Annotated in this window: 14 protein-coding genes; 7 read left to right on the forward strand and 7 right to left on the reverse strand. The window is 65.1% G+C overall.

Annotated elements, in window-relative coordinates:
* Nucleotides 1-95 precede the first annotated feature (95 nt).
* Nucleotides 96-1,463 carry an aspartate aminotransferase family protein gene (locus tag M3O59_RS11960; protein WP_116904978.1) on the reverse strand — a complete coding sequence of 456 codons (1,368 nt, stop codon included), beginning with the start codon at nucleotides 1,461-1,463 and terminating at the stop codon, nucleotides 96-98.
* A 338-nt stretch (nucleotides 1,464-1,801) separates the two neighbouring features.
* On the opposite strand from M3O59_RS11960, the gene M3O59_RS11965 reads away from it, so the two are divergent.
* The 4 genes from M3O59_RS11965 (at nucleotide 1,802) to M3O59_RS11980 (ending at nucleotide 6,564) form a co-directional block, all read left to right on the forward strand.
* Nucleotides 1,802-2,902, forward strand: coding sequence for a hypothetical protein (locus M3O59_RS11965; protein ID WP_147308432.1), 1,101 nt, complete (start codon nucleotides 1,802-1,804; stop codon nucleotides 2,900-2,902).
* Between the two features lie 27 nt (nucleotides 2,903-2,929).
* On the forward strand, nucleotides 2,930-3,340 hold the full coding sequence (locus M3O59_RS11970) for a type 2 periplasmic-binding domain-containing protein (protein ID WP_147308433.1): 411 nt from the start codon (nucleotides 2,930-2,932) through the stop codon (nucleotides 3,338-3,340).
* Between the two features lie 142 nt (nucleotides 3,341-3,482).
* The gene (locus tag M3O59_RS11975; protein WP_373418972.1) at nucleotides 3,483-5,723 is read left to right on the forward strand and encodes a methyl-accepting chemotaxis protein; all 2,241 of its coding nucleotides are present in this window, start codon (nucleotides 3,483-3,485) and stop codon (nucleotides 5,721-5,723) included.
* Nucleotides 5,724-5,765: 42 nt separating this feature from the next.
* Nucleotides 5,766-6,564 (forward strand): IS5 family transposase gene (locus M3O59_RS11980; RefSeq protein ID WP_330462772.1). Its coding sequence is split into 2 segments (ribosomal slippage): nucleotides 5,766-6,037 and nucleotides 6,036-6,564, totalling 801 coding nucleotides; the frame shifts between segments, so codons are not numbered across the junction.
* A gap of 183 nt (nucleotides 6,565-6,747) precedes the next feature.
* Here M3O59_RS11980 and M3O59_RS11985 read toward each other — a convergent pair.
* The 3 genes from M3O59_RS11985 to M3O59_RS11995 are packed head-to-tail and all read right to left on the reverse strand — an operon-like array spanning nucleotide 6,748 to nucleotide 10,004.
* Nucleotides 6,748-7,809, reverse strand: coding sequence for an IS630 family transposase (locus M3O59_RS11985; RefSeq protein ID WP_330462187.1), 1,062 nt, complete (start codon nucleotides 7,807-7,809; stop codon nucleotides 6,748-6,750).
* Nucleotides 7,810-7,856: 47 nt separating this feature from the next.
* Nucleotides 7,857-9,242, reverse strand: coding sequence for a glutamine synthetase family protein (locus M3O59_RS11990; RefSeq protein ID WP_116906092.1), 1,386 nt, complete (start codon nucleotides 9,240-9,242; stop codon nucleotides 7,857-7,859).
* 6 nt (nucleotides 9,243-9,248) lie between these two features.
* Nucleotides 9,249-10,004: a gamma-glutamyl-gamma-aminobutyrate hydrolase family protein gene (locus tag M3O59_RS11995; RefSeq protein WP_064631045.1), complete on the reverse strand. Its 756-nt coding sequence runs from the start codon at nucleotides 10,002-10,004 to the stop codon at nucleotides 9,249-9,251.
* A 144-nt stretch (nucleotides 10,005-10,148) separates the two neighbouring features.
* Between M3O59_RS11995 and M3O59_RS12000 the strand changes: the two genes are divergently transcribed.
* The 3 genes from M3O59_RS12000 (at nucleotide 10,149) to M3O59_RS12010 (ending at nucleotide 14,228) form a co-directional block, all read left to right on the forward strand.
* Entirely contained in the window at nucleotides 10,149-11,528 is a 1,380-nt protein-coding gene (locus tag M3O59_RS12000; protein WP_116906093.1) for a glutamine synthetase family protein, read from the forward strand.
* Nucleotides 11,525-12,844 carry an NAD(P)/FAD-dependent oxidoreductase gene (locus M3O59_RS12005; RefSeq protein WP_181920583.1) on the forward strand — a complete coding sequence of 440 codons (1,320 nt, stop codon included), beginning with the start codon at nucleotides 11,525-11,527 and terminating at the stop codon, nucleotides 12,842-12,844. The genes M3O59_RS12000 and M3O59_RS12005 overlap by 4 nt, the downstream gene beginning before the upstream one ends.
* A gap of 85 nt (nucleotides 12,845-12,929) precedes the next feature.
* On the forward strand, nucleotides 12,930-14,228 hold the full coding sequence (locus M3O59_RS12010; RefSeq protein WP_181920584.1) for a diguanylate cyclase: 1,299 nt from the start codon (nucleotides 12,930-12,932) through the stop codon (nucleotides 14,226-14,228).
* A 239-nt stretch (nucleotides 14,229-14,467) separates the two neighbouring features.
* On the opposite strand, the gene M3O59_RS12015 is transcribed toward M3O59_RS12010, so the two are convergent.
* The 3 genes from M3O59_RS12015 to M3O59_RS12025 form a co-directional block, all read right to left on the reverse strand.
* The gene (locus M3O59_RS12015) at nucleotides 14,468-15,739 is read right to left on the reverse strand and encodes an MFS transporter (RefSeq protein ID WP_064631038.1); all 1,272 of its coding nucleotides are present in this window, start codon (nucleotides 15,737-15,739) and stop codon (nucleotides 14,468-14,470) included.
* A gap of 94 nt (nucleotides 15,740-15,833) precedes the next feature.
* Nucleotides 15,834-16,769 carry a diguanylate cyclase domain-containing protein gene (locus M3O59_RS12020; RefSeq protein ID WP_116906096.1) on the reverse strand — a complete coding sequence of 312 codons (936 nt, stop codon included), beginning with the start codon at nucleotides 16,767-16,769 and terminating at the stop codon, nucleotides 15,834-15,836.
* On the reverse strand, nucleotides 16,766-21,619 hold the full coding sequence (locus M3O59_RS12025; RefSeq protein ID WP_116906117.1) for a PAS domain S-box protein: 4,854 nt from the start codon (nucleotides 21,617-21,619) through the stop codon (nucleotides 16,766-16,768). The genes M3O59_RS12020 and M3O59_RS12025 overlap by 4 nt, the downstream gene beginning before the upstream one ends.
* Nucleotides 21,620-21,955: the final 336 nt, after the last annotated feature.

The following is a 21,955-nucleotide window of genomic DNA, read 5'->3' on the forward strand; positions in this document are numbered from 1 at the left end:
CTCCTGGCGAACGCGGCTGGTGCCCGGATGCCATCGGTACTTGCGTAAGGCCGCCACCGATGTGTTCCCTTGCCGCCGGCGGGCGGCAGCTTGCGCTATCTGCCCAGCGCCTGCGCGGTGTCGTCCAGCGCGGCCCAGGCCTTGTCGAATACTTCATCCACCTGCTCGCAGGTGATGATCAACGGCGGCGACAGCAGCATGGCATCGTAAGTCGCGCGCAGGATCAGCCCGCGGCGCAGTGCGAAATCGCGGCACAGTGCCCCTACCCGTCCACGCCCCGGGAAATACGCCCCGCGGCGCAGCTTGTCCGGCACCAGCTCCAGCGCCCCGACCAGCCCGGCAATACGCGCCTCGCCCACCAGCCGGTGTTCGCCCAGCGCGGCCCAGCGCTGCGCCAGGTACGGCGCAATCTGCGTGCGCGCGGTCTCCACGATGCCGTCGTCCTGCAGCAGGCGCAGGTTCTCCAACGCCACTGCCGCGCACACCGGATGCCCGGCATACGTGCCACCGTGCGCCAGCTCGCCGCCTTGCGTCTTGAGCACGCCGGCCACGCGATCGTTGAACATCGCCGCCGCCAGCGGGATGTAGCCGGAGGTAATGCCTTTGGCCAGCGTCATCACATCGGGCTGAAAACCGAAGTAGTCCGCGCCGAACCACGCGCCGGTGCGCCCGAACCCGCAGATCACTTCATCGGCCACCAGCAGCACGTCGTAGCGCCGGCAGATCCGCTCGATTTCCGGCCAGTAACTGCGCGGCGGGATATACACGCCGATCGCGCCCATGATCGGCTCGCCGATAAAAGCGGCGACGTTATCTGGCCCGAGCTGCAGGATCTTGTCTTCCAGGCGACGCGCCGCGACTAACCCGTACTCCTCAGGGTCCATCTCCCCGCCATCGCCGAAGTGATATGGCGGGCAGATGTGGTGGATATCCGGAATCGGCAAGCCGCCCTGCTTGTGCATGCCCTGCATGCCACCCAGGCTGGCCCCGGCCATGGTGGTACCGTGATAGCCGTCATGGCGGCCGATGAAGATGCGTTTTTGCGGCTGCCCCTGCACCGCCCAGAAATGGCGTACCAGGCGCAGGATGGTGTCGTTGGCCTCCGACCCGGAGTTGGCAAAGAACGCATGATTCAGATCGCCGGGTGCCAGCTCTGCCAGCTTCGCCGCCAACTGGATGGTGGGCTCGGTGGTGCACTGAAAGAAGCTGTTGTAGTACGCCAGCTGCTCCATCTGCCGCGCCGCCGCCTGCGCCAGTTCCTTGCGCCCGTAGCCCACATTGACGCACCACAAGCCGCCAAACGCATCGAGCAACTGGTTGCCATCGGCATCCCAGACGTACACCCCCTCACCGCGCGTCAGAATGCGCGTGCCCTTCTGCGCCAATACCGCGTTGTCGTTGAACGGATGCAGATGATGGGCCGCATCGAGTTTCTGCAATGCATTTAACACTGCGTTATGCATGTTAGATTCTCCCGGCGACTCACTGCGCGTTTACTTGGATTTTGTGCGGTGATGTGAGTCGGACATCTCCCCGCCTAAGCACTACTCGCCTGCAAGCGAGCTTAGCAATAACAGCTTTTTTTGAGGAGAACTGCTGCATTTGCATCAAGACGAGCAGCATAACGCTTGCACCTGCTACCGCATGCCAATTGCAGGCGAAAGATGGGGTCGGAGTTTCCCCCACCGCATGTCGGTGGATAGATATTCACCATCGTGAAGTAACGTTAACTTTTTGTAATAGGTGTCGATACTCCTAGCGTCTGGTGGTGCATCTCGCTCCCGCCGCCCAGGAGAGACTCATGATCAATCGTCACCGTCTTACCCGCTCGTTGCTGTCCGCTGCTCTTTCGCTGTCCTCAGCCCAGGCATTGGCTGCCACCGAGATCGGCGAGCATTTCTCCCTGAGCGGCTTCGGCACCCTGGCCGCGCTGCGTACCGATACCGACGACGCCGGCTACATCCGCGAATCGCAGACCAAGGGTGCCACCGATTCGTTCAACCTCGGCACTGACTCGAATTTCGGCGTGCAGCTCACCGGGCGGGCCAACAGCTGGCTGTCTGCAACAGTGCAGACGCTGACCAAGCGCCGCAGTTCGTTGTACGGCGCCACCCAGGTCGAATGGCTGTTCGTCAAGATCGAACCGCTGCCCGGCCTGGCGATTCGTGGCGGACGCATCGCCACACCCACCTTCGCCATCTCCGATACGCGCAACATCGGATACGCCAATCCCTGGGTGCACGCGCCCAATGAAGTGTATGGCTTAGCGGTGGTGGATCAGCTGCGAGGCGGCGACATCACTTATACCCATGATCTTGGGGGCGGCACCATGAATTGGACCGCCCTGGCCGGTTCGAACCTGTTTACTATCAATGCCGGATTCGGCCCGTTCGAAAGCAAGGAGAAGAATGTCATCGGCGTCAACGCCGTGTGGGAAAACGACTGGTTGACGTTGCGCGCCGGCCGCACCAAGGGCGATATCGATCTCAGGCCGATCGGCGTGTTCGGGGATACCTACACTTTCACCGGGGTCGGCGCGATCGTCAACCGTAACGACTGGTTGATCCAGGGCGAGTATGTCACTCGCCGAACCGATATCGTGCGCCGTGAAAGCAACGCCGATGCCTGGTACGCGCTGGTAGGACACCGATTCGGCAACCTGCAACCATTCGTCGGTTACGCCGCGGCCGATCCGAAATACGTCAATCCGCTCAATGGCAAGCAGACCACCACGTCCGTGGGCGTGCGCTGGGACTTTCATCCTTCGATGGCGCTGAAGGCGCAGTGGGATTCGGTCGACACCCACGGCACGATCGGCAAGAGCTTCGATCTCGGCAGCTTCCGGCCCGGCTTCGACGGCAAGGCGAACGTATTCGCCGTTGCACTCGATTTCGTCTTCTGACCCAGCCTTGCCGATTACGGAGCTCACATGAAAACTCTCTACTCACTCCTTGCAGTCCTGCTCACAGCGTCACCCTTTCACGTCATCGCCGGCGCGGTGGTGGTGGCCAAGGATTCACCGGTCAGCGTGCCCAACGTCGAAGAAGCCAAGAAGGTGTTTCTGGGTCGCCAGACCACCAGCGGCGGCAAGACCTTGACAGTTCTCTATCAGAAGGACGCGGCCACTCGCACCGAATTCGAAACCAAAGTGCTAGGCAAGACCGGCGCCGATCTGACCGGCTACTGGTCCAAGCTGATCTTCTCCGGCAAGGCCAGTGCGCCGACCGATGTGGCCGGCGATGCCGAGGTCAAGGCGAAGCTGAAGGCCAATCCCGGCGCGGTCGGCTACATCAGCGACAAGGCGATCGACGACTCGGTCAAGGTGTTGTTGAAGTACTGAGCACAGTCAACCGCAATCCGTGTGCAGCCGCAAGCTGCTTGCGGAGTCGAGGCACAAGTACAGGTCTCCGGCCACTGGCGCGTGCGATGCGCAGGTAACGCCGATTCGATGACCGTTCCGAATCAGCAAGGGTCTAACGCATGTGCGTCGGGCCCTCCCCAATGGTAGGAGAGATCCCATGTCATCAAACGCCTCACGCTTCTCACTTTTCGGGTGGGGAGCGTTTTTGCGCGAAAGCGGACCACTGACTCGGTGGCTGCGTTATGTGTCCATCCGCAGCAAGATCCTGATGCTGCCCAGCATCGCCCTGCTGGGCCTGCTGCTTTACAGCGTCTACAGCATCTCGGCCTCGCGGACCAACATCAAAACGCTGGAGCGATTTGCCAGCAATACCCTGCCGGTGATGTCGCTGGCGGCGCAGGCCAACCAGGGGTTGATCGAAACCCAGGCCACCTTCACCCAGGCGCTCGGCGACAAGGACGAGTTTCTGGTCGAAGACGCCACCAAGCTGGCGCAAACCGTGCGCACGAAGATCGATTCGATCAAGGACAAGGATCCGGCCTACGCCAAGCGCGTGACCGAGCTGGTCGCACTATGGGACCGCTATGTCGACAAGAGCCGGCTCGCCGTTGGCGGCATCATCAGCGGCACCGGCGACATGCAGTCGTTTCAGGCGCTGGCAGTTGAAAAGCAGGCCGCCTACCAACAGGTGCGCGAAGCGCTAAATACATTGGGCAGCGATAGCGAAACCAGCTTCAAGAACGCATTGAACGAGGCAGCGGTGCAAGCCACCCGTGCCACCTGGATCGGCGCGTCGGCCACCGCGTTGCTGCTGGTGCTGACGGTGCTCGCCGCATTGCTGATCGAGGCGGCCATCCGTCGCCCGATCGAGCGCCTCAATCAGGCGATCGGCAAGGTTGCGCGCGGCGATTTCGATGTGCACGTCGAAGACGAGGGTAAGGATGCATTGAGCACCATGTGCCGCTCCTTCAACGCGCTGCTGATGGATCTGAAAGCTGCGATCAACGAAACCAACCAGGTCCTGGCGGCGGTTGGACGCGGCGATTTCAGCCAGCGCGTCGGCGCCGATCTGCCCGGGGAGCTTGGCGGGCTCAAGCAAGGCGTGAACGCCGGTGCCGACAGCGTGCAGCGGACCATGCAGGCCCTGGATGCGGTGATGGATGCCTTGGCCAAAGGCGATTTTGCTGCACGCATGAGCGAAGACGTCCCCGGCGAGTCACGTCTGAAGGTGGATCGCGCCATGCACCTGCTGCAGGAATCGCTGGAAGAGTTGAGCGCCAGCATGACGGCCACCGCCGAGGGCAATTTCAAGCGTCGCATTCATGCCGAGTTGCCGGGCGACCTGGGCGCGCTCAAACAGGCGGTCAACCAATCGCTGGATGCGCTGGACCTGGCGCTGAGCGAGATCGGCGCCACCACCGCCGCGTTGGCCGATGGCGATCTCACCCGACGCGTCGAGGGACGCTATGCCGGCAAGCTGGGCGAACTTACTTCCACCCTCAACGGATCGCTCGACAGCCTGCGCGAAGTCATCAGCGAGGTAGCCACCACCGCCGAGGATGTGAGCAACGGCGCCGACGAGATCTCGTCCGGCAATAGCGATCTGTCCGGACGCACCGAGCGCCAGGCCGCAGCCCTGGAACAGAGTGCGGCCAGCATCAAGTCGTTGCTGGAATCGGCGCGGCAGGCAGCCGAGAACAGCCGACAGACCAGCGAGCTGACGGTCGGTGCGCTGGACAATTCTCGCAGCGGCTCGGAGATCGTGAGCAAGGCCGGCGATTCGATGGAGGGCATCAACCAATCGAGTCGCCGCATTGCCGACATCATCGGCCTGATCGACTCGGTGGCTTTTCAGACCAACCTGCTTGCGCTAAACGCGGCCGTGGAAGCCGCGCGCGCCGGCGAACAGGGCCGCGGCTTTGCCGTGGTTGCCACCGAAGTACGCAATCTGGCCCATCGCACCGCCTCCTCTGCCAAGGAGATCCGCGACTTGATCAGCGACTCCAGCCAGCGTGTGCACGAGGGCACCGATCTTGTGGCCTCCACCCGCATGCAGCTAGAGGCGATCAACACCTCCAACGAGCGCGTGGCGCAACTATCGCGTGAAGCGGCTGCAGCGGCGCAGGATCAGTCTGCGGGGCTGCAGGAACTCAGCCGCGCAGTGGACGACCTGGAAAGCGTCAACCAGCAAAACAGCTCGCTGGTCGAAGAAGTTGCCGCCTCCAGCGATTCGTTGCGCGAACGCGCCATGCATCTGCGCACGGCAGTCGCGCGCTTCCGCTTGCGTGCGACCGATGCCGACCAGCAGGCGGCGAATTTGACACAGCGCGTGCTGGAGCGTGCCAGGAGCACGCTGGTGTAAGAACCTGTTCACGATCTTCGCAGATCAGTGCAGACTATGCGGATGCGCCAAAAGAGCTATCCGAGTGACATGAGCCGGGAGCAGTTCGCACACGTGCAGCCGATCCTGGAACAAGCGCGCAAGCGCACCAAGCCACGCCGTGTGGATTTATATGAGGTGTGGTGCGCAGTGTTGTACGTGCTGCGAACCGGTTGCCAATGGCGAGCGCTACCCAGTGACTTTCCGAAGTGGCGGACCGTGCACTCGTACTTTGCCAAGTGGAGCGAGTGCGACGATGAGGGGGTGAGCCTGCTGGAGCGGGCGCTCAAAAAATCAGGTTGGCGTGGCCCGCGTGAGACAGGGGCGCAACGCTTGCACCAGGTTCTTGATCGTGGACGCGCAGAGCGTCAAGAACACGGACACAGCTGGGCAAAAGGGGTATGACGCAGGCAAGAAGGTGTCGGGCATCAAACGGCATATCGCTGTTGATAGTCAGGGGTTGCCCCACGCAATCGCGGTGACGACGGCGGAGGTGACCGACCGCAAAGGTGCGCTGCAGGCGTTGGAGCGCTGTCAGTCAAACCTGACGCTTGTACAAAGCTTACTGTGCGACGGCGGTTACACCGGAGTACCGTTTGCCAGCGGCGCGCGAGAGATTTTAGGCGAGCAGCTCACGGTGCAGATTGCCAAGCGCAGCGAACTGCACACCTTCAAGGTCATGCCCAAGCGATGGATTGTCGAGCGTAGTTTTGCTTGGCTGGAGAAGAACCGAAGGCTATGGAAGAACTGCGAGCGCAAACTCAACACCAGCCTGCAGTTCATCCATTTGGCCTTCTTGGCACTGTTACTCAGAAGATTGTGAACAGGTTCTAAGTTCGGTAGCTGCTCGCTGCCGGGTCTCGCCGGCAGCCGGGACGCATCCATTCCGCTGCGCTCGGCTGCCGACACCGCTCCTGCCCGCGCGCCGAGTCGGCGCTTCGCAACGACTGCTCCGCACTGCGGCCCGGCAGCGCGTGTTTTCCCATCCGGGCATGACAGCGCCTGGCTAGTGCACTGAATCCGAGGAATCGGATGTGATGCGTCGAGTTGGATCAGCGAAGGTCCATTTCAGCGGTTTTGGGTTTTTGTTGTACTGGCGGATGTAGCGCATGAGCTTCTTATCGAGGTCTTTGACTGAGGAGAAAACCCCGCGTGTGATGACATCACGCTGGATGCGGGCGAACCAGTTCTCGACCTGGTTCAGCCATGACGAGTAGGTGGGGGTGTAGTGCATATGAACGCGGGGGTACTCGGCCAGGAACGCATGCACGAGCGGCGTCTTGTGGCTGCTGACGTTATCGCAGATGACATGGATGTCCCGGCCGTTGGACTGACTGGCGACAACCTCTTCGAGGAAGGTCACGAACTGCTCGCTGGTGTGACGAGCTGCCGTTTTGCCCAGCACTTCGCCAGTGCCCGTATTGAGCGCGGCGAACAGGCTCAGTGTGCCATTACGCTTGTATTCGAATCCGTGGCTTTGCGCGCGTCCGGGTGCCAATGCAAGCATCCGGTCCTTGCGGTCCAGCGCCTGGATCGCGGTCTTTTCGTCCACGCAGAAGACCACCGCGTGCGCAGGCGGGTCCAGGTACAGGCCGATCACGTCTGCGGCCTTGGTCTCAAACTCCGGGTCGTTGGAGACCATGTGGGTGTCCAACCGATGCGGACGCACGCCGTGTTTGCGCCAAATGCGCTGGACGGCCGAGAACGACACATTGCCCAGCTCGGCAGCCAGCTTGCGACTGCTCCAGTGCGTCGAACCGTCTTTGGGCTTGTGCTTGAGCGTGCGGTTGAGCACACGCGCTTCCAGCTTGGCCGTCGGTATCTTCGGCGCACGCCCAGGATGCACCGACACCAGCCCGGCCAGTCCTTGCGCCTCAAACGCCGCCGTCCACTTCGAGACGAATGCGTCGTTGCAGGCAAGCTTAGTGCGTATGTGGACTCGACGTTCTCCATCGCTCCAAAGCACAACACACCGCGCGCGGCGCACCAAAGCGGCGTTGCCGTGACGCTTGCGCATCACCGCCTCCAATTCAGCACGCTGTTGGATCGTCAGCTTCGTTCTTTGCATGACACACTACCTGGGGATCATGCATCCGATTTCAATGATTCAGTGGACTAGACATTCAACAACAAGAACTCCCGCTCCCACGAACTGATCACGCGAAAGAACGTTTCGTACTCCTTGCGCTTTACCGAGATATAGGCCCGCACGAAGCGCCGCCCCAACATCTCCTGCAAGGCGTCGCAGCCTTCCACCTCATCCAGCGCTTCTCCCAACGAGCGCGGCAGATCGTAGCCCTGCTCCTTGCCATTGCTGCTGATTGGCGCAGTCGGTTCGAGCTTTTCGCGAATGCCCAGCAACCCGCACGCCAGCGTCGCCGCCATCGCCAGATACGGGTTGGCATCGGAGCCGGCGAAGCGGCTTTCCACCCGCATGTTCTGCGGCACATCGATCGGCACCCGAAGCCCGCAGGTGCGGTTGTCGAAGCCCCACAGCACATTGCTCGGCGACACCTCGCCAAACATCAGCCGGCGGTACGAATTGACATTGGGCGCCAGCAAGCCCATCGCCATCGGAATGTATTTCTGCAGGCCGCCCAGATAATGCGCAAAGGTGTCGCTGAAGCCGCCCTCGCGCTTGCCGCTGAACACGTTCTTGCCGGTGCCGGCATGCAGCAGGCTCTGGTGGATATGCATCGCACTGCCGGGCTCGGTTTCCATTGGCTTGGCCAGGAACGTCGCATACACGCCGTGCCGCAGCGCGGCCTCGCGCATGGTGCGTTTGAACAGGAACACCTGATCCGCACGCGACAGCGCATCGGCGTGGGTGAAGTTGACTTCCAGTTGCGCGGCGCCGGATTCGTGGATCAAGGTATCGACGTCCAGTTCCATCGCATCGCAGTAGTCGTACATCAGGTCCAGGATGGGGTCGAACTCGTTGACCGCGTCGATCGAATACGACTGCCGCGCGGTTTCCGGGCGCCCGGAGCGCCCTGCCGGCGGCAACAGCGGGAAATCGGGGTCGGTATTTTTCTGCACCAGGAAAAATTCCAGCTCCGGCGCCACCACCGGTTGCAGCTTGACCTGCGCATAGGCCTCCAGCACGCGGCGCAGCACGTTGCGCGGGGCAAGTTCGTGCGGCTGCCCATCTTTTGTGTAGCAGTCGTGGATAACCTGCGCGGTGGGGTCGGCCGCCCACGGCACCATGCGCACGGTGCTGGCGTCCGGGCGCAGATGCATGTCCGAGTCCGAGGGCGAGGTCAGCGCGTAATAGTCGTCCGGGAAGTCGCCGGTGACGGTGGTGGCGAAGATGCCTTCCGGCAAACGCGTGCCGTAGTCATGCGAAAACTTGTCGGCCGGAATGATCTTGCCGCGCGCATTGCCGGTGATGTCCGGCACCAGACATTCCACCTCGGTGATGCTGCGTTCCTTGAGCCAGCGGCGCAGCGCGCTCTCCGGCTGCTTGGGCGGGGTCTTGCGCGAACGTGTGCGGATGGACATGCAACCTCACTTGCCGCGTTGCGCGGCGTATTGGCGACAGGCCTCGCCGAAGGCCTGGAAGATGGCACGGTAGAATGGATGCTGTGTGACACGCCATTCCGGATGCCACTGCACCGCGAGCAGAAAGCCCGGGCCGGGGCCGCGGAAGGCTTCGATCAGGCCGTCGGGAGCGGTGGCTTCGACCAGCAGGCCATCGGCCAGGCGTGCGATGCCCTGCCCGTGCAGCGAGTTCACCTGCACGTCGGTCGCGTCGCTCATGCCGGCCAACCACCCGCCGGGCTGCAGCCGCACCGGGTGCGCAGGGCCGTATTGCACGTCCAGCGATGCGGTTCGGTCTTCGCGGTGGTCGGCCAGGCCGGGCACCTCATGCACGCGCTGATGCAGGCGCCCGCCCAGCGCCACGTTGACCTCCTGCAGGCCGCGGCAGATCGCCAGCACCGGCAGGCCGCGCGCAAGCGCCTGCGGGATCAGCCCGAGGCTGGTGGCATCGCGCGCCGCATCGTGCGGGTTGCCCTCCCAGCTGGGCGCGTCGCTGTAGTGATGCGGCTCGATATTGCTGACCGCACCGGTCAGCAGCAGCCCGTCCAGGCGCCCCAGCCACACGCGTGCATCCAGTGACGGCTGCAGGCTGGGTAACAGCACCGGCATCGCAGCGGCGGCCTCGGCCACTGCGCGGATGTACTTCTCGCCGGCAGCCAGGAACGGGTGCGGCCCCTGCAGGATGCGATCGGTCGGCAGGCCGACCAACGGAACGACAGCCATGCGCAGAATCCGATGCGTAGGGGTGAACGACGATACGTTCGAACTTACCGCGCCACCGCCGGCATTGCCAGGCGCACGTCGCTGCGGCTGCGATTGCTCACGCGCGCTTTGCTACGCTGCGCGGCGACTTCGCAGGTGTTGCCCATGGCTTCCGAGACCTCCATCGCGTCCCTGCCCGCTGCCGATGCAGACACACTCTCTCGCATCGCAGGTTGCGAGTCGGTTGATCTGTTATTGCCCGATACCAACGGTGTGCTGCGCGGCAAGCGCGTGAGCGCCGGTGCGCTGCACAAGGTCTATCGCGATGGCGTGTGCCTGCCGATGTCGCTGATCGCCACCGACATCACCGGCAACACCGTGGAAGAAACAGGGCTTGGCTACGCCATCGGTGATGCCGACCGCATCTGCCGGCCGATCGAAGGCTCGCTGCGCCCGGTGCCGTGGGCGCCGCGGCCGATGGCGCAATTGCTGCTGGCGATGCACACCCCGGAGGGCGGCCTGTTCGAGGTCGCCCCGCGTGCGGTGTTGCAGCGCGTGCTGCAGGGGTTTGGCGCGCTCGGCCTGACCCCGGTGATTGCGGTGGAGCTGGAGTTCTATCTGTTCGATGCGGTGGCCGATGCGCGGGGGCGCCCGCAGACCCCGCGCGACCCGCTCACCGGCGAGCGCAGCGACAGCACCCAGGTGTATTCGCTGCAGGATCTGGACGACCAGCGCGACTTCACCGATGCGGTAGCTGCGGCCTGCCGGCAGCAAGGCATTCCAGCCGATACCGCGGTGGCCGAATACGCGCCCGGCCAGTTCGAGATCAATCTGCAGCATCGCGCCGATGCGGTGGCCGCCTGCGATGAGGCGATTCTGCTCAAGCGCACCATCAAGGCGATTGCGCAGCAGCAGGGCAAGCTGGCCAGCTTCATGGCCAAACCCTTCCCCGGCCAGGCCGGCAGCGGCCTGCACCTGCATGTGAGCCTGCTCGATGGCGCCGGGCGCAATGTGCTGGCCAGCACTGCCAACGCGCCTGCAGACGCGCTGCGCCACGCCATTGCCGGGCTGCAGCGGCACGCGGAGGCCTCGCTGTTGGTGTTCGCCCCGCATGCCAACAGTTACCGGCGCTTCGTCAGCAATGCCTTCGTGCCGCTGGATGCGAGCTGGGGCTTCAACAACCGCACCGTGGCGCTGCGCATCCCGCACAGCGATGCGCACAACACCCGCATCGAGCACCGTATTGCCGGCGCCGATGCCAACCCGTATCTGGCCGCTGCAGCCGTGCTGGCCGCGATGCTGGACGGCCTGCGGCAGCCGGCCGAACCCAGCGCGCCCATCACCGGCAATGCGTATGCGCAATCGCTGTTCACCCCGCGCACCTGGCAAGCTGCGGTGGATGCGTTTGGTGGCAGCGACTTCATTGGCGAGCACCTTGGCACGCAGTTCCAGCACGTGTTCGGCCAGCAGAAGCAACGCGAGCTGCTCGACTACCAGGCGCTGGTGCCGGACCTGGATTACGCGCGGTACCTGCGCACCGTGTGATGGCTCGCCCGCCCGAGCCCCTGCCGCAACGCGCACCACCGGACACCGGCTATCCGGACAGCTGGTACGCGCGCAGTACGCCGGCCCTGCCCGCCCAGCCGCGCCTGCAAGGCGCCGAGCACGCCGATGTGTGCATCCTCGGCGGCGGCTATACCGGCCTGACCGCCGCGCTGGCGCTGGCCGAGGCCGGCTACAAGGTCATCGTGCTGGAAGCCAGACGCGTGGGCTGGGGCGCGTCCGGACGCAATGGCGGCCAGGCCCTCGTCGGCTACGGTTGCGAGCAGGAGACGCTGGAAGCGCTGGTCGGCAACGACGATGCGCGCCTGCTGTTCGATTTCTCGCGCGACGGCATGCGCCTGCTGCGCGCACGCATCGCACGCCATGCCATCGCCTGCGACTGGCGCGACGGCCATGCGCATGTTCCGCTGAAGCCGCGCCAGGGACACGCGCTGCAGTACGGCATCGCGCGCATGGCCGAACGCTACGACTACCCGCTGGAATGGTGGGACCGCACCCGCACCCGCCAGGTGCTGGACAGCCCGCTGTACCTGGGCGCCATGTTCGACCCCGCCAGCGGCCATCTGCATCCGCTGGCCTATGCGCTGGGCCTGGCACGTGCCGCACTGGCGGCCGGCGTGCGCATCTACGAAGACTCCGCGGTGACCCGCCAGCACGCCGGCACACAGGTGACGATGCACACCGCCCACGGCAGCGTCGCGGCCGACTTCGGGGTACTTGCCGGCAATGCCCTGCTGCACGGCATCGCACCGCAGCTGGAGCAGCGCATCATGCCGGTCGGCACTTATGTCGGCGCCACCCCGCCGCTGGGCCAAGCGCGTGCGCGGGCCCTGATCACCAACGACATGGCAGTGGCCGACACCAACTGGGCGCTGGATTACTACCGGCTCAGCGCCGACCACCGGCTGCTGTTCGGCGGCCGTGCCAGTTATTCCTCGCGGCCGCCTGCGGGCCTGCAGCGCCTGATGACCCGGCGCATGCACACGGTGTTTCCGCAGCTGCACGATGTGCCGCTGGAGACGCTGTGGGGCGGCTACGTGGATATTTCGCGCAACCGCGCCCCGCACTGGGGCCGGCTGGCGCCCAATCTGTATTTCGCGCAGGGCTTCTCCGGGCATGGGGTGGCCGCCACCGGGCTGGCCGGCCAGGTCATCGCCGAGGCCATCGCCGGCCAGAGCCGCCGCCTGGACGTGTTCGAACGCATCCCGCATCGCCCGTTCCCTGGCGGGCAGCGGCTGCGGACCCCATTGCTGGTGGCGGCGATGAGCTGGTATCGGCTGCGCGATGCGCTGTGGTGATCGGCGCACTCTGGAACGCAGCGCTCAAGTTTTGGCGAGCAGAGCCGTTAGCTGACCTGACGGTTCGATTCGTAACGGCCACCCGATGTCCCCAGGTACCCTACATCGCAATAGTGAAAGTGCAGTTCTGCCGCAGCGTGTGCTGTTGGTGGAGAACTCCCGCACGTTCACCAGCATGCTGCGCGAAGCCATCGAGCAACGCGTGGAACTGCCGGTCACGGTCGTCTCGACCCTGGCCGAAGCCGCACGGGTGCTCGACGAAGAGGATGGCTGGTTTCTGGTCCTGACCGGCCTGGTGCTGGTCGACGGCGACCGCGACAAGGTCGTGGAATTCTTTCTCTCGCGCAAACTGCCCACCGTGGTGGTCAGCGGCGTGTACGACGAAGATCTGCGCCAGCGCGTGCTGCAGCAGCAGATCATCGATTACGTGCTGAAGAACGCACCGGGCAGCATCGAATACCTGGCCTGGCTGGTGCAGCGCCTGGAACGCAATCGCCGGATCGCCGCCCTGGTGGTGGACGATTCGCTATCTGCACGCACCTACGCCGCTGCGCTGTTGTCGATGTACGGCTACCGCGTGGTCCTGGCCGCCGACGGCGCTGCCGGGCTGGAAGCGATCGAACGCGACCCCGGCATCCGCCTGACCATCGTCGACCAGGAAATGCCTGGAATGGAAGGCGTGGAATTCACCCGCCGGTTGCGCGCGATCCGCTCACGCGACAAGGTGGCGGTGATCGGCATTTCCGGCAACAACGATTCGTCGCTGATCCCGCGCTTTCTGAAGAACGGCGCCAACGACTTCCTGCGCAAACCCTTTTCGCGCGAAGAATTCTTCTGCCGCGTTTCGCAAAACGTGGACCAGCTGGAACTGATCGGCACATTGCAGGATCTGGCCACCCGCGACTTCCTCACCGGCCTGCCCAACCGGCGTTATTTCCTGGAACAAAGCCAGCGGGTGATTCCCAAGCTGCTGTCGCAGGACCAGACGGTGACCGCGGCAATGGTGGACATCGACCACTTCAAGCACATCAACGACACCTGGGGCCACGAAGCCGGCGACCAGGCGCTGCGTGCGGTGGCCGCTTCGGTGTCCGGGCACGCGCGGCCGCAGGATCTGGTCGCCCGCTTCGGCGGCGAAGAATTCTGCCTGCTGGTGCCGGGGCTGGATGTCGCCAACGCCAGCAGTTATTTCGAAACCCTGCGCGAACGCATCAGCGCGCTGCGCGTGCGCGTTGGCGAAGAGACCCTGAGCATGACGGTGAGCATCGGCGTGTGCGTCGCCAGCGAAGGCGACCAGTCGCTGCACCATCTGTTGAACGAAGCGGACAAGCATCTGTATCTGGCCAAGGCCGGCGGCCGTAACCAGGTGCGTCTGGCAGGCTGATCCTGCGTCATCTAGTGGCCGACACCGACCCTCGTGAATGACCTGCTTCATCGCCTGTCTGGGTCCAGACCAGCGCGTTACCGGACGAGCACAACGCCGGGATCGCGGTCATCGGCATCGGCATCGGCATCGGCGCATCGTAGGCATGTCACGGCGCAGCGCCATCGATAGCGCTGCATCGCGTACCGACGCGTTGCCGCACGATCCGCACGAGCGATAAAACCCGCAGTGATCTGCGGTCAACGCTGCCAACGCCGTGCAACCATCAGCGCCACCAGGCTCAACACGGCGGCACCGCCCAGGTAATACCCCACCGATTGCACGCCGTAGCTGGCCGCCAGTTGCGTGGCCACATACGGCGCTGGCGCTGCGCCCAGGATGCTGGCCAGATTGAACGACAGCGAGGCACCGGTGTAGCGCACCTCGGTGGGATACAGCTCGGCCAGCAGCGTGCCGCAGGGGCCATAGGTCAGGCCCATGAAGAAGAATCCCAGTGCCAGGAACGCCAGCACCTGTAACGGGTGATTGGCCTGAAACAACGGCGCAAATGCCAGCCCGAATGCCACGATGGCGATGCTGGCCAGCATCATCGCCAACGGTGCGCCGTGGCGGTCGCCGAACTTGGCCGAGAGCGGAATGCCCAATGCAAAAAACACGATGCCGGCCATCTGCAACAACAGGAACTGTTCCTTGTCGTAGCCCAGTGTCTTGGTGCCGTAGCCGAGCGCGAAGACCGTCATCAGATAGAACAGCACGAAGGTGGCAAATGCACCCAGCGTGCCGACGATCAATGCCGGCCAATGCTGCGAGACCACCGTGCCCAGCGGCAGCTTGACGCGCGCGTTGCGGTCCAGCGTCCTTTGGAAATCCGGCGTCTCGGTAATGCTCAGGCGTACCCACAAGCCTGTCAGCACCAGCAGCGCACTTGCCAGGAACGGCACGCGCCACCCCCACTGCATGAACTGCGCATCGTCCAGCACCGCACCCATGCCAAGAAACGTACCGGTGGACAACAGAAACCCCAGCGGTGCGCCCAACTGCGGAAACATGCCGTACCACACCCGTTTGCCGGGCGGCGCGTTCTCTGTGGCCAGCAGCACCGCCCCGCCCCACTCGCCGCCCAGACCCAGCCCCTGGCCGAAGCGGCATAACGCCAGCAACGCCGGTGCAACCATGCCGATCTGCGCGTAGCTGGGCAAAAGGCCGATTGCCACCGTGGAAAGGCCCATCGTCAGCAGCGCTGCCACCAGCGTGGCCTTGCGCCCGACCCGGTCGCCGAAGTGCCCGAACACCGCAGAGCCCACCGGCCGCGCGATAAACGCAACTGCAAAGGTCGCCAACGACTGCAGCATTGCCGCACTGCCATCGCTGGCGGGAAAGAACAGCGTCGGGAACACCAGCACTGCTGCGGTGGCATAGATGTAGAAATCGAAAAACTCGATGGTGGTGCCGATCAGGCTGGCGAACAGCACGCGCGCGGGGGAATTGTGCGAAGTCACGGCAGATGTCATGCGAAGCGGATCGTCGGACAGGCCGTCGATTCTGTCAGATTGGCCGCGACATCATGCGGATGGTTTCTGCCGACAACGATCCGCGCAGCAGACCTCATGCCACGCAGGCGCGCGCCCGGCCTTCCTGCTTGGCCTGGTAGAGCTGCGTATCGGCGTGGGCCAGCACCGTGGCAGGCACCAGTGCCGGCGTCGGCAGCATGGATGCGCCGCCGATACTCACGCTGAGCCAGGGACCCACCGACGAGTCGGCATGTGGCAGCCGCAACTGTGCGATGGCCTGCAGCATCAGCCGTGCCACTTCGCGCACGCCGTCGGAATTGCTGTCGGGCAACAAGGCCACGAATTCCTCCCCGCCATACCGCGCCAGCAGGTCGAGCGGACGGGCCAGGCAGCCGGCCAACTGCCGGGCGACCTCGCGCAGGCAGGCATCGCCGCTCAGGTGGCCGTAATGGTCGTTGTAGCGTTTGAAATGATCGACATCGATCATCAATACCCCGCACGGTCGGTTCTCGCGCTGGCAGTTCTTCCAGGCGAGCTGCAACGCCTCGTCGAAGCGGCGTCGGTTGGCAACGCCGGTCAGCCCATCCAGCGCGGCCATGGCGCGCAACAGATCGCTCTGCAACTTCATCACCAGTTGGTTCTGCACCCTTGCACGCACCACCACCGGTTGCATCGGCTTGCTGATGAAATCGGCCGCACCGGCCTGCAAGGCGGTCACTTCCTCCTCCGGGGTGTCCTGGCCGGTGACGAAGATCACCGGGATGTCGGCCGTGGCCGGATCGGCCTTCAGATGGCGACAGACCTGCAGGCCGTCCAGCTCGGGCATCACCACGTCCAGCACCACCAGGTCCGGCGGCTGCTCCCGGCACAGTTGCAGCGCCCGTTGCCCGTCCAGGGCCATGCTCACGTCGCAGTCTTCGCGCAACAGCTCGTTGAGCGCATGAATGTTGATCGGCTGGTCGTCCACGACCAGCACGCGAGGACGCCGGCCGTCGGGCGCGAGGCGGCGATAGGTATCGAACAGGCTCATAGGTGCTCCATCAAATCGTCCAGCGTGCGCAGCGCGGCGTCGAATTGCAGCTGCTGCACCTGTTGGCGGAACTGCAGATAGCGCGCAGCCTGCGCGCCGGCGATGGCAACCGGCGCCTGCGCAAGCAGGTCCAGCGCGTGAAGGTTGGAGGCACGCAGCATGGGCGCCAGCACGTCCAGGAAGTGCCGCACCGTGTCCGCCGAGCCATCGGCCGGCGCCATGGCGGCGCTGTCGAGTTGGGAGTGGCTGTTGGCCAGCGCCTCGCGCAAGGCACGCAGCTCGCCATCGGCCAGGCCCGCCAGCGCGTCCAGCGTCCCCGCCGCCGGCAGGCGGCCGCGACGCGCGTCCAGCTCCAGCGCCGATGCAGCAAGCGCCAGACGATCGGCCCCAAGTGTCGCTGACGTCCCCTTGAGCACATGCGCGGCATCGGCACAGGCGGCGTCGTCGTTGTCGGCGAGCGCGGTGTGCAGGCACTCCAGCATTGCGTGACGGTCGGTGTCGAAGGTGTCGAGCATGCGCGCCAACAGCGCGCGATTCTGGCCAAAGCGCGCCAGCACCGTATCCAGCGCGATCGTGTGCGGTGGCGATGCATCCGCCTGGACATCGCCGGTCGCCACTGCGGCGTTGCGACCGCTCAGCCGCAGCAGTGCATCGACCATGCGCTCCAGGTCGATCGGCTTGCCGATGTGCGCATCCATGCCGGCCTCCAGACAGGCACTGACATCGCTGCTGGCGGCATTGGCGGTCATGGCCAGGATCGGCAGTGCGGCAAAGCGCGCATCGGCGCGGATGCGCCGGGTGGCCTCCAGTCCATCCACATGCGGCATCTGCATGTCCATCACCACCACATCGACCCCCGGGCCCTCGCGCAGGCGTTGCAAGCCTTTTTCGCCGTCCTCGGCCAGCGCCACCCAGGCGCCTTCGCCGCGCAGCAGCTCGTCGGCGATCTGACGGTTGAGCGCATTGTCTTCCACCACCAGCACGCGTAGCCCCTGCAGACGCTGCGGGAGCGCAGGCACCGGCACCGGCGGCGGGTCGGTGCGCAACGCCTGTTCGATCGCGTCGATCACCTGCCGGGGCGTGACCGGTTTGACCAGATGATCGACGAAGGGGACCTCGCCGTGCCGCTGGGCCTCGGCCAGCAGTTCGCGCTGATAGGCGGTGAGCATCAGGATCGCCGGCGGCACATGACGGCCGCAGCGCTCGCGGATGCGCGTCGCCGCCGCGATCCCGTCCATGCCGGGCAGGCGCCAGTCCATCAGCACCACATCGAAGGGCCGGCCGCTGCCAGCCGCCTCGACCGCGTGCGTCACTGCAGCCTCGCCGGACGCCACCGCCGCCACCGTCCACCCCTGCGCGACCAGACCCTCGGCAAGTACCTCCCGCACCAGCGCGCTATCGTCGACCAGCAACAGGTGCCGGGCTGCATCGCTGCTGCGGGCAGGCAACTGCAACGCCGGCGTCTCGCACTCCAGCTGCAGGTCGAACCAGAAGCGGCTGCCCTGCCCGAGCGTGCTGTCCACCTGCAGGTTGCCACCCATCAGGCCGATCAGGCGGCGACTGATCACCAGGCCAAGCCCGGTGCCGCCGAACCGACGGCTGATCGACGTTTCGGCCTGGGTGAAGCTATGGAAAATCCGCTGCTGCTGCTCGGCGCTGATGCCGATCCCGGTGTCTTCCACCGCCACGCGCAGCGTCACCGCCTGCGCGTGGATGGCCAGCAATTCCACCCGCAACAGCACATGGCCGTACTGGGTGAATTTGAGCGCGTTGCCGGCCAGGTTGATGAGTACCTGCTGCAAGCGCAGGCTATCGCCGACCAGCCGGTCGGGAATTCCTTGATCCAGCTGATAGGCGATTTCGACCTCGGGACGGTGATGGTTACCCGACAGCACCACCGACAGATCGCGCAGCAACTCCTCCAGCCGGAACCCATGCGGATCCAGCTGCAGCTTGCCGGCCTCGATCTTGGAGTAATCCAGGATGTCGTTGAGCAGGCCGAGCAGAGACGTGGCGGCCTTCTGCGCCTTGCCGGCGTAATCGCCCTGGCGCGCATCCAGCCCGGTGCGTTGCAGCAGTTGCAGCATGCCCAGCACCGCGTTCATCGGGGTGCGGATCTCGTGGCTCATGTTGGCCAGGAACGAGGATTTGGCTTCGCTGGCCTCGTCGGCGCGCGCCTTGGCCAGGCGCAACTCCTGTTCGGCCTCCAGCTGCGAGGTGATGTCGCGGTTGATGCCGATGACCCGCGTGATACGGCCCTCCGCATCGCGTTCGGTATGCGCTCCGGCCTGGATATGCCGTACCCCGCCGTCGCTGCGCAATACGCGGAAGACCGGATCGTAGACACCGCGCCCTTCCATCGCGGCCTGCAGGCTCTGCTCGGTACGGTCGATATCGTCCGGGTGCACCATGCAGCGCCAATCGGAGTAGCACAGGCCGCGCTCGGACAGGCTAGGCGGCCACTCGTACATCTCGCACATGCGCGCATTGCACTCCAGCGCATCGGTGCCGGGGATCCAGGTCCAGATCCCCAGTTCCGCGGCATCGGCCGCCATCGCAAGCTGGTCGCGCGCGCGGGTGAGCGCCTGCCGCTGGCGATGCCGCTCGGTGATATCGGCGATCACGCCGACCACCAGACGCTGGCCATCCACCCACATCGTGCCAAGGCTGATTTCGACCGGGAACTCGCTGCCGTCCTTGCGCCTGGCCAGCGCCTCGCGGCCGTTGTCGATGCCGGTCGGCTGTCCGGCGCCGGACTGGCGGTAACGCTCCAGGATGGCGTCGTGACGGCCGGCGTAGACGTCGGGCATCAGCATGCGCACGTTCTGGCCGATGACGTCGCTGGCCGCATAACCGAACACCCGCTCCCCGGCACTGTTGAACGAACGCACGCCGCCGTAAGTATCGATGGTGATGATCGGATTGACTGCGGTGTCCAGGATCGCCTGGGTCATCGCGTTGCTGCGCGCGAGCGAGCGTTCGGCCGCCTTGCGTTCGCTGATGTCCAGCGCGATGCCGAGATAACCGGCGATGGCGTTGTCCTCGGAACGGATGGCAGTGACCACCAGACTGACCTGACGCGTGCTGCCGTCGCGGCGCACATATGTCCACTCGTAGGTGTCGGCGCCGTCGCGCTCGGCTTTCTCCACGAATGCGCGGAAACCTTCCACGGGCCTGCCCAGCTCCTGGGTCAGACTGCGCGCGCGTGCGTCCACCTCCCCGGGCAGGTGAAATAGCGAGATGCTCGCGCGGCCGACGACCTCCTCGCCCTGGTAGCCGAGCATGCGCTCGGCCCCGGTGTTGAACAGCGTGACCGAACCGCTGGGATCGGTAGCAATGATCGACACCTCCGAAGCCGCACTCAGCACGCCCTCCAGCATCAGCGTGCTGCGCTGCAACTCTGCGGTGCGCGCGGTCACCTGGTTTTCCAGGCTCGCGTTGAGCGCCAGGATCTGGGCACGCGCAGCTTTCTGCTCGGAAATGTCGCGCACCGTCTTGGAGGCGCCGATCAGGCGGCCATCGGCGCCACGGATCGGCGAGACACTGACCAGCACGTCCAGCAGGCGGCCGTCGGCATGCCGACGCACCGTTTCGAAATGCGAAATCTCCTCGCCACGGGAAATCCGCTGCAGCACCGCATGCTCTTCGTGATGAAGATGCTCCGGTACGATCAGGTCGAGCAGGCGACGGCCGATGGCCTGCTCGGCGCTATAGCCGAACAACTGTTCGGCGGCGCGGTTCCAGCTATGCACCACGCCTTCGGACGTCTTGCCGATGATGCTGTCGGCCGAACTCTGCACCACCGCCAGCAGATCGGCCTGGCCGCGCGCGGCCTGACGGCGGCGCTCCAGGCCGCTGCACAGTGCGCCGGCCAGGGCCGACGTCAGCACGCTCAGCAGCAGGCCGATGCTCAGCATGCCGCTGACCGGCAACACCTGCGCCGCTGCTGCGAAGGCCGGGCTGGCCTGCATGTCCAGGCGCCAGCGGCGCCCCATGACATCGCGTTGCACCCAGGTGCTGGCCACCACGGTCGGCGCGGCGGCGGTGCGATTGCTGTAGAACGGCACCGCCGCCCCGCTGGCATCCACATCGCTCAGGCGCAGCTGCAACCGTTGCGGGTCCAACCGCAGCGCCTGCATCACCTCGGTCATCAGCAGCGGCGTGTAGGTCCAGCCCACCAGCCCGTCGCGGCGCTGCGTCGGCGTGGACGGGGTTGCTCCGCCGCGATAGACCGGCAACAGCATCAGGAACGATTGCGATGGGTGGCCGCCGGCCTGAACCAGGGTGATCGGCCCGGTCAGCCGTGGCTCGCCGCTCAGCGCTGCGGCCAAAGCGGCCTGGCGGCGGTTGGACTCGGAGGCGATATCCAAACCGACCGCCGCAGCGTTGGTCTGCACCGGCTCGATGTACTGAATCACAAAGCGGTCGCCATGGTGCGCAGTCAGCATGCGGATCCGGAAATCCGGCTGCCCGGCGGCGCGGGCGGCGGCCACAAAACGCGCCTGCTCGGCCTCGGGCACGCGGCGGATGACACCGAAACCGCGGGCGCCGCGAAATTCGCGCGCCAGATCGCGGCTCCGGCTGTAGCGCAGCATTTTTGCACCGTCCAGGTGCTCCTCGGCGGTGAGCACCACCCCACGCATGCCGCGCAGGCCGTACTGATAATGATTGAGCAACTCCTGGATCTGATCGAATGTGGCCTGCGCCGAGGCTGCCAGCTGCGCCTGGGCGCGGCGCGCGTTGACCTGGCGCAGCTCCAGCGCGGTGACGGTGGTGAGCACCGCGCCCAGCGCAAGCACCACCACTGCCCAACGCAGCGCTCTGCGGTTGGCAGCCAACAAACGCATCATCGGTTCCGTCCTCCCTCGATCTACCGCCATTACCGCTGCAGCGACATCGCCGCGGCACGCCTGGCGCACGCCCATGCGGCGTATTCCCCAGATCGGCGCGCCGGCTGCGAACTTGATCGCGACAACGAAAATAATGCGCAGAAAAAGCCGCCAAGCGGACGCGACCGCGATTCCGTTGGGGTTGGGCGGTGCACCGATGCAGCCACTCAGCGACACCGGGATGGAAGCATCGGCGTGCACGCGCGACGGATCGAAGGCCCCGAACGGGGGCAGCGCATGCCGCAAGATGCCCTGGCATCGCCAGGGTCCGGTCAGGTGGCGCGGGCGTGATCAGTC

Origin of the sequence: Xanthomonas nasturtii (assembly GCF_023337365.3) — a bacterium.
Classification (GTDB): Bacteria; Pseudomonadota; Gammaproteobacteria; order Xanthomonadales; family Xanthomonadaceae; genus Xanthomonas; species Xanthomonas nasturtii.